This window comes from Bacillus massiliglaciei, assembly GCF_900098925.1.
Classification (GTDB): domain Bacteria; phylum Bacillota; class Bacilli; order Bacillales; family DSM-1321; genus Peribacillus; species Peribacillus massiliglaciei.
Map to the genome: position 1 here is coordinate 239,642 of NZ_LT622359.1, position 14,564 is coordinate 254,205.

The 14,564-nt window shown below is 39.4% G+C and carries 13 protein-coding genes and 3 pseudogenes; 15 read left to right on the forward strand and 1 reads right to left on the reverse strand.

The window, feature by feature from the left end; all coding sequences use genetic code 11:
• Nucleotides 1–7 precede the first annotated feature (7 nt).
• The 11 genes and pseudogenes from BQ4305_RS13110 to BQ4305_RS13160 all read left to right on the forward strand — a co-directional run.
• The gene (locus BQ4305_RS13110; protein WP_267888120.1) at nucleotides 8–718 is read left to right on the forward strand and encodes a DUF2705 family protein; all 711 of its coding nucleotides are present in this window, start codon (nucleotides 8–10) and stop codon (nucleotides 716–718) included.
• Nucleotides 719–730: 12 nt separating this feature from the next.
• The gene (locus BQ4305_RS13115; RefSeq protein WP_110928208.1) at nucleotides 731–1,360 is read left to right on the forward strand and encodes an ABC transporter ATP-binding protein; all 630 of its coding nucleotides are present in this window, start codon (nucleotides 731–733) and stop codon (nucleotides 1,358–1,360) included.
• Complete coding sequence (locus BQ4305_RS13120; RefSeq protein ID WP_110928209.1) at nucleotides 1,353–1,976, forward strand: hypothetical protein; 624 nt, start codon at nucleotides 1,353–1,355, stop codon at nucleotides 1,974–1,976. The genes BQ4305_RS13115 and BQ4305_RS13120 overlap by 8 nt, the downstream gene beginning before the upstream one ends.
• Before the next feature lie 118 nt (nucleotides 1,977–2,094).
• A complete protein-coding gene (locus tag BQ4305_RS21520) occupies nucleotides 2,095–2,301 on the forward strand; it encodes a hypothetical protein (RefSeq protein ID WP_199880731.1) in 207 nt (68 codons plus the stop codon).
• A gap of 162 nt (nucleotides 2,302–2,463) precedes the next feature.
• Nucleotides 2,464–2,643, forward strand: a pseudogene (locus tag BQ4305_RS13125) (DUF6688 family protein); the annotation flags it as partial.
• A 12-nt stretch (nucleotides 2,644–2,655) separates the two neighbouring features.
• Nucleotides 2,656–2,883 carry a group-specific protein gene (locus BQ4305_RS13130; protein WP_110928211.1) on the forward strand — a complete coding sequence of 76 codons (228 nt, stop codon included), beginning with the start codon at nucleotides 2,656–2,658 and terminating at the stop codon, nucleotides 2,881–2,883.
• A 224-nt stretch (nucleotides 2,884–3,107) separates the two neighbouring features.
• The gene (gene tnpA, locus BQ4305_RS13140; RefSeq protein ID WP_110926080.1) at nucleotides 3,108–3,590 is read left to right on the forward strand and encodes an IS200/IS605 family transposase; all 483 of its coding nucleotides are present in this window, start codon (nucleotides 3,108–3,110) and stop codon (nucleotides 3,588–3,590) included.
• 266 nt (nucleotides 3,591–3,856) lie between these two features.
• Nucleotides 3,857–4,648: pseudogene (locus BQ4305_RS13145) on the forward strand (catalase); the annotation flags it as partial.
• 110 nt (nucleotides 4,649–4,758) lie between these two features.
• Nucleotides 4,759–6,303, forward strand: a complete 1,545-nt coding sequence (gene istA / locus BQ4305_RS13150) for an IS21 family transposase (RefSeq protein WP_199880677.1) — start codon at nucleotides 4,759–4,761, stop codon at nucleotides 6,301–6,303.
• Nucleotides 6,303–7,055, forward strand: coding sequence for an IS21-like element helper ATPase IstB (istB, locus tag BQ4305_RS13155; protein ID WP_110928097.1), 753 nt, complete (start codon nucleotides 6,303–6,305; stop codon nucleotides 7,053–7,055). Before istA ends, istB begins: the two co-directional genes overlap by 1 nt.
• 47 nt (nucleotides 7,056–7,102) lie before the next feature.
• A pseudogene (locus tag BQ4305_RS13160) lies at nucleotides 7,103–8,368 on the forward strand (catalase); the annotation flags it as partial.
• Between the two features lie 48 nt (nucleotides 8,369–8,416).
• On the opposite strand, the gene pepT reads toward BQ4305_RS13160, so the two are convergent.
• Nucleotides 8,417–9,649, reverse strand: coding sequence for a peptidase T (pepT, locus tag BQ4305_RS13165; RefSeq protein ID WP_110928214.1), 1,233 nt, complete (start codon nucleotides 9,647–9,649; stop codon nucleotides 8,417–8,419).
• Nucleotides 9,650–9,804: 155 nt separating this feature from the next.
• On the opposite strand from pepT, the gene BQ4305_RS13170 reads away from it, so the two are divergent.
• The 4 genes from BQ4305_RS13170 (at nucleotide 9,805) to ltrA (ending at nucleotide 14,548) form a co-directional block, all read left to right on the forward strand.
• Nucleotides 9,805–10,497 carry a response regulator transcription factor gene (locus BQ4305_RS13170; RefSeq protein ID WP_110928799.1) on the forward strand — a complete coding sequence of 231 codons (693 nt, stop codon included), beginning with the start codon at nucleotides 9,805–9,807 and terminating at the stop codon, nucleotides 10,495–10,497.
• Nucleotides 10,475–12,694: a sensor histidine kinase gene (locus BQ4305_RS13175; protein WP_110928215.1), complete on the forward strand. Its 2,220-nt coding sequence runs from the start codon at nucleotides 10,475–10,477 to the stop codon at nucleotides 12,692–12,694. The genes BQ4305_RS13170 and BQ4305_RS13175 overlap by 23 nt, the downstream gene beginning before the upstream one ends.
• Nucleotides 12,695–12,959: 265 nt before the next feature.
• The gene (locus BQ4305_RS21525) at nucleotides 12,960–13,130 is read left to right on the forward strand and encodes a hypothetical protein (protein ID WP_199880500.1); all 171 of its coding nucleotides are present in this window, start codon (nucleotides 12,960–12,962) and stop codon (nucleotides 13,128–13,130) included.
• 158 nt (nucleotides 13,131–13,288) lie between these two features.
• Entirely contained in the window at nucleotides 13,289–14,548 is a 1,260-nt protein-coding gene (gene ltrA, locus BQ4305_RS13185) for a group II intron reverse transcriptase/maturase (RefSeq protein ID WP_110926047.1), read from the forward strand.
• Nucleotides 14,549–14,564: the final 16 nt, after the last annotated feature.

The window sequence follows — 14,564 nt, forward strand, 5'->3', positions numbered from 1 at the left end:
TAGACTGATGGTATTTGTGTTCTTCACCATTTTGTTACAAGTCTTTTTCATGAGGGGTTTTTTGGATTTCCAACTACAATACCCTTTTTTATTAGGTGTCCCACTCACCTCCAATAGTCAATTAAATTATCAATTCTTGATTTATTGGTACTTACCAATTGTAGCCTTAACCTTTTATTTTTCAGGTTTTATTAATGATGCTCTTGAAAAAAAAGGTGTACTGGAAATAATACGAAACCAAAATCTTAAAAAGTGGATTTTAAAAAGGCTTTTTTTTATGTCTAGTGTTTTACTGTTTTTTATAATATTTCAAGCATTAATATTTTTGCTTTTTTTTCCAAACAATCAATTAATATCATTTGAACATCTTGTTCTATGGATAAACTACTATTTAATGTTGCTTATTTTAATCGGTATTCAAGTGGTCTTAGAATTAATTTTTTCTTCAAAAATAGCGCTTCTCTGTATAAATATATATATTGTAGGATCGTTACTTGTAACCCAAGAAATTTATGACAATAATTGGTCAAATCTGTACTTTGTTGCATACTTAACAGTACCAAACTATGGCATGGGGTTTAAAACCGGATATAACATTATCCACTTTTACACAGAAATAATAAACAGACATGTTACGTTACCAGTTTTAATATCAGTTAATTTACTTATTTTATTATTTGTTTTAAAAAGGCTGAAAAAGATAGATATTTTACCATGAAGGAGAAACATAATGATAGAAATTAAAAATTTGAGTAAAAAGATCAAAAAAACTTCTGTATTAAGCGATATAAATTTAGAATTTGAAAACGGAAAGATATATGGGGTATTTGGAAGAAACGGATCTGGTAAAACTATGTTACTTCGATCAATAGCCGGACTTATAATTCCAACAAGTGGTAAAATAATAGTAGATGGAAAAGAATTGCATAATGATATATCATTCCCACCCAATTTGGGAATTATTATAGAAAATATGGAATTATTACCGCAATTTAATGCCTATAAAAATTTGAAAATGTTATCAAAAATTAAAAAAGTCGCAACAGATCAAGATATTGAGGACGCAATTGAAAGAGTAGGTTTATCTCATGTAAAGGACTTAAAATTAAAAAAATATTCTTTAGGAATGAAACAACGATTAAATATAGCACAAGCAATTTTTGAGAAACCTGAATTACTCTTGTTGGATGAACCAACAAATGCAATTGATGAAAAGGGTGTAGAGCTAATTAATGAAATTTTATTAGAAGAAAAGAAAAGGGGTTGTACAATTATCATTGCAACTCATCTCAAAGATGATATAAATAGTATTTGTGATGAAATAATTCGTATTGATAAAGGGATGATTTTTAATGGATAAAGGTAAATATGTAATCTTTATATTAATTATCTTATTATTTGTTTTTATTATTGGTATACCTTACATAAATGATCTCATAAAGAGTAAAGATGCTTTAAAATTTAATGATGCAGAATCTATTACTTTTAATAGTGGAAATTATATAGTTGGAAAGGATATTAACTCAGGTATTTATGATATTGAAGTTTTAACTCAAGAAATAGAGGTATTCGGCAAAAAATTAGATGAAGGGGACCAATTACTTGGTTTCAAACTATCTGATGAAGAGAAACTTATTATAAATGGCAAGGGGAGTGTTAAATTTATTAAGGCTTCATTTGATAAACTTAAAAAAAATAACAAACAATACATAATCAATCATTCAGGGCAATATATAGTTGGAAAACAGATACCAACAGGTCAGTATAAAGTAAGCTATAGTGATCCAAAAGGAGAAATAAGTAAACAACAACCTTTTATACAAGTATCAAAAAAAATGGGAAAAGAGATAATAACATCATTTAATATTAATAATAAAAATCAAACGGTAAAACTTGAGAATGATAATATTTTGTTTATTGCTAACACTATGAATCAAGAACATAATTATGTTGAGATTATTTTGACTCCTCAATAACAACTTTATAAACAAGAATTTATTTTTGGAAGAGAAATTCCCTTCCTCAAGGAATATATAGTGAGTAGTCCAGCGAGTATGCAGGAAATGAATCGTCCTATTGCAGGGGGTTCTTAACTTGGCTCGGAAATTAGATGAAGAGGGATTAAGAGAACTAGAAGAGAAGATGGAACAGATTAAGGCAAAGAAACAGCAAGAGGAAAGGAAAGAACGAATACGCTGGCTTATTCAAGTAGGGGCAGTTTTCGAGAAGTATTTTAATATCATCGGTGAAGATCAAGCTGAAAAAGTGGCTTACGGATTACAGCAGAGTGAAAAAACATAAAGATGAATAATTAAATATTTATGTTGAAAAATCCAAGAAAGCAAACAAGATAGTTTATAAGGTTAACGACGAAAATCTGTTCATTCCTGAAGACAAAACAGCCCCTTACCAACCGTAATGCCTTGAGGGCATTATCCCGTTGCCTTAATGGCAACGTTTTATCGGCAGTCATATGACAGGTACGGCTATCCAATCAGCCGCCATATAAGGACGGAATGGAGTGCCGATGCAGTCTATTTGCTGATGAAACCATTAGAGTGGTTTTTCCTGATCGTTTTATATACAATCGATAAGAAACCAGAGAACAGGATTCATATCCAATATAGTGAACTAAGGAAGTAAGGAGGAAAAAATATGAGCCAATGTTCGATTGACCATTCCTTAGAAGATGTTCGAAAAAAGCTGGAAAGCCAGAAAGATTTCCTGCCTGAACAACTGTTGGAATCAGCCGGTCTTTATTTAGAAAAGCAAAGGACGCAGGAAGAACTGAATGAGCTGTTCCATTTGCTGAAGAAATATGACTTAGTGACAGAGGACGAGCGTCTTGTGCGTAATGAGAAAATGAGAGCCTTGATGAATTAGTCTTCTTGAAACCGACAAACGTTTTTAGAAGGAGTTCAATAGCTTGATAATTAAGAGGACATTGTTTTCAAAAACAATGGTCCTTTTTTTTTGTGGAAAAGAAAACCCTAGGCTAGGCCTAGGGTTCCGAAAAGCTTTCAGCGTGGTATTAAAAAAACTCTTCCATGGTGCTAAAATATTTTTGGTTCGCCAAACCAAAATATCAGCATCACGGAGGAGTTTTGATGTCAAAAGACACTAATAGTTTAGCACACACCACCTGGAATTGTAAGTATCATATCGTATTTGCACCCAAGTATAGAAGACAAGTGATCTATGGAAAGATAAAAAAAGATATCGGTCAAATACTGAGAACGCTATGTGAAAGGAAAGGCGTAGAAATCATTGAAGCCACGGCGTGTAAAGACCACGTACATATGCTGGTGAGTATTCCACCCAAAATAAGTGTCTCTTCATTTGTAGGGTATTTAAAAGGGAAAAGTAGCTTGATGATATTTGATCGTCACGCCCATTTGAAATACAAGTATGGAAATCGCAAGTTTTGGTGTACGGGATATTATGTAGATACAGTGGGAAGAAACAAAAAGGTAATCGAAGAATACATACGAAATCAGATACAAGATGATATAGTCGCAGAACAATTAAGTATGATGGAATATATTGATCCGTTCACAGGTGAGGAGGTAAAGAAAAAGAAACGAAAGTAAGTGAAAGACCTTTGAGGTCTGGCCAGTGGAAGTAGTACAGTTGGCGAACCATTCAGAGGCCCTTGAGGGCCTGGTCAGCAACAAAGGCTTTCAGCCGCAGAGAAAACCACCCGTTACCACGGGTGGTCGTTATTTGTTTCCCTTGATTGGAAGCTGCAAATCGACGTTTATTAGTGAATCAAGGTAAAACGAAATTGGGCCAAGATGTGATCATCTAAGGTACATAACAGCACGAAAAAATAAATGAGAGAAAGGAAGATGGAGAATTGAGCAAAGAACCTGAAAATAAAAAGCAGGAACAGCTGGAAGGTTTTAAGGTGGATGATAAAGGAAAGAAGCTGACAACAAATCAAGGGCTTCGCATGGCAGAAGATGAGCATTCACTGAAAGCTGGCGACAGGGGTCCGACATTGATGGAGGATTTTCATTTCCGTGAAAAGATGACCCATTTCGACCATGAACGCATTCCAGAACGGATTGTTCATGCACGCGGGTTCGGCGCACACGGATACTTTCAAGTGTATGAATCCATGGCTCCTTACACGAAAGCAAAGTTTCTCCAGGATCCCTCTGTTAAAACGCCTGTTTTCGTTCGCTGTTCAACGGTAGCAGGTTCACGTGGTTCAGGGGACACAGTCCGGGATGTCAGAGGATTTGCCACTAAATTTTATACAGAAGAAGGGAATTATGATTTGGTCGGAAATAATATCCCTGTTTTTTTCATTCAGGACGCAATCAAGTTTCCTGATTTGATTCATGCCGTAAAACCAGAACCGCATAATGAGATTCCTCAGGCGGCTTCTGCTCACGATACATTTTGGGATTTCGTTGCCAATAATCAGGAAACAGCTCACATGATTATGTGGCACTTATCCGACAGAGCCATTCCAAGAAGCTTCCGGATGATGGAAGGGTTTGGAGTCCATACTTTCCGGTTTGTAAATGAGGAAGGAAAAGCCCATTTTGTTAAATTCCATTGGAAACCTAAGCTTGGTATTCATTCTCTGGTCTGGGACGAGGCTCAGAAAATTGCTGGAAAAGACCCGGACTTCCACCGCATGTATTTGATAAGCTAAAACTGAGCCACCATAGCAATTGAAAAGTGAGCCACTTTTATATGAAAATAATCCTAACTTCATAGAGTTAGGAGCGTATAGAGGTGATTTCATTGGAGAAGAAACAGAAAGTGCTACTTGCCTTTCATCAAGAAGATAAGAGTCAACGTCAAATTGCAAAGGAGCTTGGGATCTCTCGCAATACTGTAAAAAAGTATATTCAAGAAGATCTTGAAAAAAGACAGCTAGATATAAGGGAGTTACCAATTACAGATAACTATCTAACGCCTCCGTCGTATAAAAAACGGAAAGGAAATAAACGTGCATTAACACCATCCGTTATGAAACGTATTCGAAAAATGTTAAAAGACAACGAGTACAAACGACAACATCAAATGCACAAGCAACAACTAAAAATGATTGATATTCATGAAAAGTTATTAGATGAAGGCTTTGAAATTAGTTACACCACTGTTAGAAATTTTGTGAATAGTGAGGAGAAACGTCAAAAAGAAGTCTTTATTCGTCAAAAGGCAACTGCTGGTCATGAGATTGAATTTGACTGGGGAGAAGTAAAATTATTCATTGATCAAACCTTACGTTCTCTTTCAATGGCGGTCTTTACCCTACCATATAGTAATGATCGATTTGCTTATTTGTATGAATCAGAAACAATAGTTTGTGTACAAGATGCACATGTAAAGTGTATTAACTATTTGGGCTTTGTACCAGAGGTATTCACATACGATAATATGCGAACTGTTGTAAAAAACTTTATAGGAACCGATCGTGAGATTACTGATGGTATGAAAAATCTATCGATGCATTATCATTTTAAAATACGACTATGTGAACCGAGAAAGGGAAATCAGAAAGGGCATGTGGAGCGTAGTGTAGAATACATCCGCCGGAAAGCATTTGCCCATCGAGATGCGTTTACAAGTATAGAAGAAGCTCAGGCCTATCTAACAGAAATCATCATGAAATTAAATTCTCGTAAACATTATAAGAAAAACCAAACACACCATGAATTAAAGCTAGAAGAACGTGCAGCTCGGCAAGTAAGTGCAGATATTATTCCATTTGATGCATCTGAGTTGTTTGAATTTAGAGTAGACAAATACAGCACAATTACTTATAGACAAAATCGTTATTCTGTTCCAGAAGGACATGTTGGAGAATGGGTCAAAGTAAAAGCAAGTGCGGAAAAAATACTTATTTTTAGTGAAAAGGCGTGTATCGCGACTCATAAACGAAGTTGGCAGAGCCACCAGTGGGTAATGGATATCTATCATTATTTACGGACATTTGAAAAGAAAAAAGGTGCATTGGCTCAAAGTGAATGTTTGAGTCAAGCACCAACAAAAATAAAAAAATTATACAAAGATTATTATATTGGAAATGAGCGAGATTTTCTAGAGTTACTTATCTATTTAAAAGAACATAACAATCTAGAAAAAGTCTTAGCGGCGGTTGAACAACTTGAGAAGAACCCTATGGTTCAAATATCAACAGATAAGATTATCTTCTTAGCTAATCAAGGCGAACACATTCATAAAACTGTACATTCCAAAAATGAGGTCACCACCCAATCTCTTGAAAATCTTTCAGCCATTACAGCATTATTCGAAACTAAAAAGACAGGGGTGCTTCATTAATGGATAAGCGACAAGAAATGATTGAAATGTGTAAAGAACTTCGACTACCAAGTATTCGGGCATTTATTCAAGAAGATGAAACGTGGAAACAACATCAGACAGCAGAGGATTTTTTATATCACGCATTGGTACAAGAGATGCAAGATCGAGAAGTGCGAGCAAAAGCGAATCGGATTCGTTCTGCAAATTTTCCTGAAAAGAAACTATTAACCGAACTAGAGATAGAGAGATTACCGCAGAATGCGGCCTCTCGCCTCTCACATTTAAAGAAATTAGATTTTATTCAAGAAAAACAGAATGTCTTATTAATTGGATCACCTGGAACAGGTAAAACTCATATTGCGATTGGTTTAGGAATTGAAGCTTGTTTAGCTGGGTATAAGGTGTATTTTACAACCGTTTCATCACTAGTCAATCAATTAAAGGAGAGCCGTTCTGAAAGAACGTTACGTTCATTTGAGTTGAGGTTTGAAAAGTATGATTTAGTGATTATCGATGAGCTAGGTTATATTTCTTTTGATAAAGAAGGTGCAGAATTATTATTTACTCATCTTTCCCTACGTGCAGGACGAGCATCTACCATCGTTACAAGTAATTTATCATTTGATCGCTGGGAAGAAGTTTTTCATGATCCAGTTTTAACAGCAGCTCTAACAGATCGACTAACACATAGAGCTTATATGATAGACATGGTTGGACCATCGTATCGAATATTAGATACAAAAGAATGGCTAGAAAATAGTTCAGTTTAAGTGGCTCAGTTTTTAATTAATAAATGGCTCAAATTTTACTTGCGAAATACAACCGCAATGATTTATGGCAGGCAATTGAAGACAGAAACTATCCAGAGTTTGAGTTTGGAGTTCAGATGATCAGAGAAGAAGATGAATTCATGTTCGACTTTGATATATTGGATCCGACGAAAATCTGGCCGGAAGAGCAGGTGCCTGTGAAACGGATCGGAAAGATGGTGCTGACTCATAATACGGATAACTTCTTTGCAGAGACAGAACAGATTGCCTTCCATCCAGGACATGTCGTGCCGGGAATCGATTTCACGAACGATCCGCTTCTGCAGGGCCGTTTATTCTCGTATACAGATACGCAGCTATCCCGGCTTGGGGGACCGAACTTCCATGAGATTCCAATCAATCGCCCTGTTTGTCCGTTCCATAATAATCAGCGGGACGGGATGCACAGAATGACAATAAACGTCGGTCAGACGGCTTATCATAAAAATTCGCTGGCAGCAAATTCCCCTTCGCCGGCATCGGCTGAAGAAGGAGGATATGTTCATTACCAGGAAAAAGTAGAGGGACGCAAAGTACGCCAGCGCAGTGACAGCTTCAAGGATCATTTCAGTCAGGCGAAGTTATTCTGGAATAGTATGACGGATGTGGAAAAACAGCATATTATTCAGGCATTCCGTTTTGAACTTGGAAAAGTGAAGAGTAAGGATGTGCAGCAGCAGGTTGTGGATATGTTCTCAAACGTGGATGGGCATCTGGCCGAACAGGTTGCGAAAGGCATCGGTGCAAAGGTTCCGTCAGCTCCTGCAATGGAGGCAGATATTCCAACCTCTCCGGCCCTCAGCCAGCTTGCGAACCCTGTTCAAGATCCAAGCACAAGAAAAGTGGCGGTCTTGGCTGCTGATGGATTCGATTATCAAGAAGTTTCAAGTGTTCTTGCTGCTTTGAAGCAAGCGGGACTTGCCGCTGAAATTATCAGCCAAAATTCAGGAATGATCACAAGTGCCGATGGGCAGCAGCTGGAAGCGAATCAAACATTCTTAACGGCTGCATCTGTTTTATATGATGCTGTGTATGTTGCCGGCGGCAAGAAAAATGCTGAGATGCTGAAGAAGGAAAAAGATCCGGCTCATTTTGTAAATGAAGCATACAATCATTTTAAAACGGTTGCTGGAGGAAAGGATACGATGGAACTGCTGGAAACAGCAGGGGTCGGTAAACCTGACCCGGAATTAGGGGTTCTTGCCATCTCTAATTCTGACGATGCCGCTTCCTTTATCCAGGCCATTGCGAAACACCGCCATTGGAATCGGTAAAAGCAGAAAAAGAAGCCCGGAATCCTAAAATTCCGGGCTTCTTTTTGTTCATGAGTCAGCTTTCTTTTCGTAAGCCTGAGCAATACCGACAATGACTTTTGTCGCGAGCACCATATTGTCCACAGAAATAAATTCAAATTTCCCGTGAAAATTTTCTCCGCCGGTGAAAATATTTGGAGTAGGGAGTCCCATGTAGGAAAGCTGGGATCCGTCCGTTCCTCCTCGGATTGGAGAGATTTTTGGCTCGATCCCGAGAGCAGTCATGGCCTCGTGGGCAATGTCCACTATTTCCATGACCGGCTCGATTTTTTCCTTCATATTGTAATACTGGTCTTCCAATTCCAGAAGAATGGATTCCTGTCCGTACTTCTCTTTCAGTTCTTCCATGCTTTGCTTCAGAAAGGCTTTTTTCGCTTCAAATTGATCCCGATCAAAATCACGGATAATGTAAGAAAGCTTGGTCTGTTCCACATCTCCCTCAAATGACAGCAAATGATAGAACCCTTCGTAGCCTTCTGTATATTCAGGTGCTTCATCGACGGGAAGCCTGCTGTGAAGCTCCATGGCGATTTTCATCGAATTTACCATTTTACCCTTAGCTGAGCCGGGATGAATATTAGTTCCTTTGACTGTAATCTTTGCACCGGCAGCATTGAAACTTTCGTATTCCAGCTCACCGAGCGGCCCGCCGTCGACTGTATAGGCATATTTTGCCTGAAACGCCTTGACATCAAACTTATGCGGACCTCTGCCAATCTCTTCATCAGGGGTAAAAGCAACCCGGATTTTTCCGTGCTTAATTTCCGGATGCTGAATCAAGTAAGTCATAGCAGTCATAATTTCGGCAATGCCTGCTTTATTATCTGCGCCAAGCAAGGTTGTCCCGTCGGTGGTGATTAATGTATGCCCTTTATAGCCGCTAAGGGCTGGAAAGTCGCTGAGTTTCATTGTGACATGTTCATTTAATGGAATATCTTTACCGTCATAATTTTCGATAAGCTGAGGCTTTACGTTTTTACCGGTAAAGTCCGTCGCTGTATCGACATGGGCCAGAAAGCCGATGACAGGGACTTCCTTTTCGGTAGTAGAAGGAAGAGTGGCCATAACATAACCGTTTTCATCCATGCTTACTTCCTCCATGCCGATTTCCTTCAGCTCATTAACGAGGTATCTGGCTAAATCCAGCTGTCCCGGTGTGGAAGGGGTCGTTTTACTTTCTTCATTGGACTGTGTATCCATTTTTACGTATGCAGTGAACCGGTTAATGATTGCATTCTTCATCTTATTCACTCCTTTTCCTGATGATCTCATAGTATCAGATTCCATAATCTTAAGAAATATTTAAGATTTTTCCTTTCTGACTCTTAAGATTTTGCTTTTATGATGTAAATACAGCAAATGGTCCATGCTATAGTGAGGAAAGGAGAGTGATGAAGGTGAATAGCTATAATGTACTGGTAGTTGACGATGAAAAAGAAATCCGCGAAGCGATTGAAATATATTTAGCGAATGAAGGACTGAGAGTCATACAGGCAGCAGACGGCATTGAGGCCATCGAAGTGCTGGAGGAGGAAGAGATTCACCTGATTATCATGGATATCATGATGCCGAATTTGGATGGAATTATGACAACCTTTCGTATCAGAAAAGAAAGAAATATCCCCATCATTATGCTGAGTGCAAAAAGTGAGGATACGGATAAAATTCTTGGACTGCAGGTAGGGGCAGACGATTATGTGACAAAGCCATTTAATCCGCTGGAGCTCATTGCCCGGGTGAAGTCACAGTTAAGGAGGTATATGACACTTGGCACCGTTCAGCAGAATGACAAAGTGATAGATTTAAACGGCCTGCAGATGAACCTGGAAACAAAGGAAGTAACGGTCCATGGCGAGTCTGTAAGGCTGACCCCTTTGGAGCTGAAGATATTGGAGCTGCTGATGAAGCATCCGGGAAGGGTTTTTTCGATTCAGGATATTTACGAAAAAGTCTGGAAAGAACCAGGGATTAATGCGGAAAATACGGTTGCCGTACATATACGAAAAATTAGAGAAAAAATTGAAATCGATCCGAAAAATCCTAGATATGTAAAGGTGGTATGGGGGATTGGCTACAAAATTGAAAGGTAAGTGGGCATTGACCATATGGACGGCTGTGTTAACGATAGGCTTGAGCGGTGTTCTCTTGATTTTAACAAAAGGCAGTGAGTATTTGGGCCGCGGCTATTTTGATTCAGGAGAGTTCCAGGGGAGATATGACCAGTTCGTTTCTATGCTGAACAGTTTTGAACTTTCTGGACAAAATATTGAAGATGCGAAGAAGAATTTAAAGGTAACAAAGGAAGAGATAGAAGCGCACCGATATGAATATGGGGAACTGGAGGAGCAGCTGGCTAATATTCATGCTCAATATGATAACAAGATAAAGGAAATGAAAGGGGCCGGGAATAAGGAAGCGGCCGACTTTTATACAGCGGAGCGGGACAAGAAGCTTAAAGATATCACTCAAAATTTTAAGAGCGATGAATATGTGGAAAAGAAAATTCTCGCGGAAAAAGAAAAGCAGCTGGAAAATTACTTTGAGCAGCTGGATAAAAATGAACGGAATCAATTTGAGAATGATAAAAAGGTATTTTCCTATAACTTAACCAATGTTCAGACGAGAGAAGAGTATTCTAATGTCAGCCATTCAGAAGAAAAGACAGGCAAGCCTGCTTTTCTATTTCAAAAAAAATACGAAGATGGGGATTATTTAATCACGAACAGTTATAACGATAGTGTTGAAGAATATCCCGCAGATCCGGTCCAAGAGGCACTTTCAGGGGAGTATGAAGGTGATATTACCATTATGAAAAACGCCCCCGCCTCACACCCGCTTATCAAGGAATATAGAGGTTTTCAGATTGCCCAAAAATTCTTCTATTTCTATAGTATTTTAAGCCTGGTCATGCTGGCGTTAAGCTTGTTCATCTTTCGAAGAGCAAAGCTTGGGGAACCGCAGCCGGAAGGAGGGTTTGGGCGGCTGTACCGTAAGCTTCCCATTGACTTAAGGGCTGCATCGGCTGTCGGAACTTCCTTGATTTTAATGATTTATTTATATGTTTTTCCTAATAGATCTTTTTCCTGGCCTTTTTATGATGGACGGTTCGACGGAAGTGCTGCTGCAGACGCAGTTGCTGCCTTTATTCTGCTTGCCTTCTTGATCGCTTTTACATTTTTGCAGTGGCGCGAATTTGCAGCCGCAGCAAAGGAAGATATCGGACCTGAATGGCAGCGCTCCTTCATCATCAGGACCGTAAATGCTATAAAAATGTATTTTTACAGCAAAAGTATTGGTGTTCAGGTCATTCTGCTCTTTTCTATCGTTTTTCTTGCCGGTGTCGGGGCAGGCGGCGTTATTTTAGAAAATAGCTTGATCATCATCTACCTGCCTTTGCTCATTTTTATTGGAATTCCGGTATTTCTATTTCTCTTCAGGCGGATTGTTGATTTTCAATCCATCTTAAAGAATACGGATGAGCTCGCAGCGGGAAACCTGGAACCGGATTTACGCTTAAAAGGCCGTTCGGTTCTTGCGAGGATGGCACAGAATATCAATACATTGAAATATGGAGTGAAATCCTCTCAAAAGGCACAGGTGAAAAGTGAAAGACTGAAAACAGAACTGATCACGAATGTGAGCCATGATTTAAGGACTCCGCTAACATCCATTATTACGTATACAGAGCTGCTGAAAAGTCCTGGATTGGCAGAGGAGGAACGGGATTCCTATATCCAGATCATTGACCGCAAATCGAAGAGGCTCAAGGTGCTCATTGATGACTTGTTTGAAGTGTCTAAGATGGCCAGCGGGAATGCAGAACTGAACAGGGAAAAAGCAGATCTTGCTCAATTGCTTCAGCAGTCGCTTGCTGAACGTGAAGAAGCGATCCGGACTTCCAGCCTGCAGTTCCGACTGACCAATCTGGAAAAACCGGTTATCGCAGAAGTGGATGGGCAGAAGATGTGGAGGGTGTTTGATAATTTGATTGGGAATATCCTGAAGTATTCGATGGAATATTCAAGGGTTTATCTATCATTGCATGAAGAAACTGATGAGGCGGTCATTACATTTAAGAATGTAACGAAATATGAATTGGGAGATAATGTGGATGAGCTTTTTGAGCGATTCAAAAGAGGAGATACTTCGAGAAAAACCGAGGGGTCCGGTCTTGGGTTGGCTATTGCTAAATCGATTGTAGACCTCCATGGAGGAGACATGGACATCCAAATTGACGGGGATTTATTCAAGGTGACGCTCCGCCTGCCGAAAATTTCGGAGCAATAATGCAGAAGAAAGCCTGGACTTCAGTGTCCAGGCTTTCTTTGTGTGCGCCCGGCATGGGTGCAGTCTATAGGGTGAGAGTCCCGAACCATGAAGGCAGTAGTAATGGTTAGCTTAACGCAAGGGTGTCTGTGGTGACGCAGAATCTGAAGGAAGCGAGCGGCAAACCTCCGGTCTGAGGAACACGAACTTCATATAAGGCTAGGTACCATTGGATGAGTTTGCACAACAAAACGAAGTCCTTACTGCCGAAGGTGGTACAGAGTAAATGAAGCAGATAGATGGAGGGAAAGACTGTACTCTTACCCGGGGAGGTCTGATTGGAACGCCAAGTTCCCTTGGTAACCTATCCAGCGATGGACAGCTGAACAATCAGAAGTCAGCCGAGGTCATAGTACCATTCCAACTCGAGATGGAATGGGAAGGACTGAACTATTAGGAAGAACGAGAACTAGGCATATAATTCCTGTATAGAAGCAGACAATCCGAAAGGACTTACTTGAAGGAGGAAGTGGTGAATTCCACAGGGGACTTCATGAGGGTGGAGCAGGAATAACATAATTAGATTTCTACGTTCACGTCGAAAGGAAATATCACATGTTAATGGATCTGATTCTGTCACGGGAAAACTTAATAGAAGCACTTAAACGTGTGGAGAAGAACAAAGGGAGTCACGGCATAGATGGAATGTCCGTAAAATCCCTACGAAGACATCTCTATGAGAACTGGGAAACTCTTTGTGATTCATTAAGGGAAGGTACCTATCAACCTAACCCAGTCCGTCGAGTCGAAATCCCGAAACCGAACGGTGGAGTAAGATTACTAGGAATACCTACCGTGACAGACCGGTTCATTCAACAGGCTATCGCCCAAGTTCTAACCCCACTTCTTGACCCAACCTTCTCAGAACATAGTTATGGGTTTAGACCAAATAGAAGAGGTCATGATGCGGTTCGTAAAGCAAGGGAATATATAAGTGAAGGTTATAGATGGGTGATTGACATGGACTTGGAGAAATTCTTTGATAGAGTCAATCATGATAAGTTAATGGGGATATTAGCAAGTAGAATCCAAGACCGGCAGGTCTTGAAACTTATACGGAAATATCTCCAAGCAGGAATTATGATGAATGGTGTAGTCTATGATGCAGAAGAAGGAACACCACAAGGAGGTCCACTGAGCCCCCTTCTTTCGAATATCCTTTTGGATAAACTTGATAAAGAGTTAGAAAGGAGAGGTCACAAGTTTGTCCGCTACGCCGATGATTGTAATATTTACATGAAATCGAAGAAAGCTGGAGAACGAGTGATGAACTCAATTACATGCTTTATTGAGCAGAAATTAAAGCTCAAAGTAAATAGAGAAAAGTCAGCAGTTGATCGCCCGTGGAAACGAAAGTTTCTTGGCTTTAGCTTTACGGTCAATAAGAAACCGAAGGTTCGAATAGCCAATGAAAGTATTAAAAGGCTTAAGGCTAAAATACGGGAGTTAACCTCCCGTTCTAAACAAATTCCTATGGAAGTTAGAATCGAGAAACTAAATCAATATCTAACGGGATGGTGTGGATATTTTGCATTGGCTGATACACCAAGTAAATTTAAAGAATTTGATGAGTGGATTAGACGGAGACTCCGTATGCTTGAATGGAAACAATGGAAGAAACCGAGGACAAGAGTAAGAAAACTCAAAGGTCTAGGTGTCCCTGACCAAAAGGCATATGAATGGGGAAACTCCAGAAAGAAATATTGGAGAATAGCCTGTAGTCCAATCTTACACAAAACCCTCAATAACTTGTATTGGAGTCACCGAGGGTTGAAAAGTTTATATAATCGATATGAATTTCTGCGTCAAACTTAATGGAACCGCCGTATAC

Coding starts and splice junctions, on each gene's coding strand:
- BQ4305_RS13115 (WP_110928208.1), top strand. CDS start 731: ATGATAGAAATTAAAAATTTGAGTAAAAAGATCAAAAAAACTTCTGTA.
- BQ4305_RS21525 (WP_199880500.1), top strand. CDS start 12,960: ATGAAGCAGATAGATGGAGGGAAAGACTGTACTCTTACCCGGGGAGGT.
- istB (WP_110928097.1), top strand. CDS start 6,303: ATGGATAAGCGACAAGAAATGATTGAAATGTGTAAAGAACTTCGACTA.
- BQ4305_RS13120 (WP_110928209.1), top strand. CDS start 1,353: ATGGATAAAGGTAAATATGTAATCTTTATATTAATTATCTTATTATTT.
- tnpA (WP_110926080.1), top strand. CDS start 3,108: ATGTCAAAAGACACTAATAGTTTAGCACACACCACCTGGAATTGTAAG.
- pepT (WP_110928214.1), bottom strand. CDS start 9,649: ATGAAGAATGCAATCATTAACCGGTTCACTGCATACGTAAAAATGGAT.
- BQ4305_RS13110 (WP_267888120.1), top strand. CDS start 8: ATGGTATTTGTGTTCTTCACCATTTTGTTACAAGTCTTTTTCATGAGG.
- ltrA (WP_110926047.1), top strand. CDS start 13,289: ATGTTAATGGATCTGATTCTGTCACGGGAAAACTTAATAGAAGCACTT.
- BQ4305_RS13130 (WP_110928211.1), top strand. CDS start 2,656: ATGAGCCAATGTTCGATTGACCATTCCTTAGAAGATGTTCGAAAAAAG.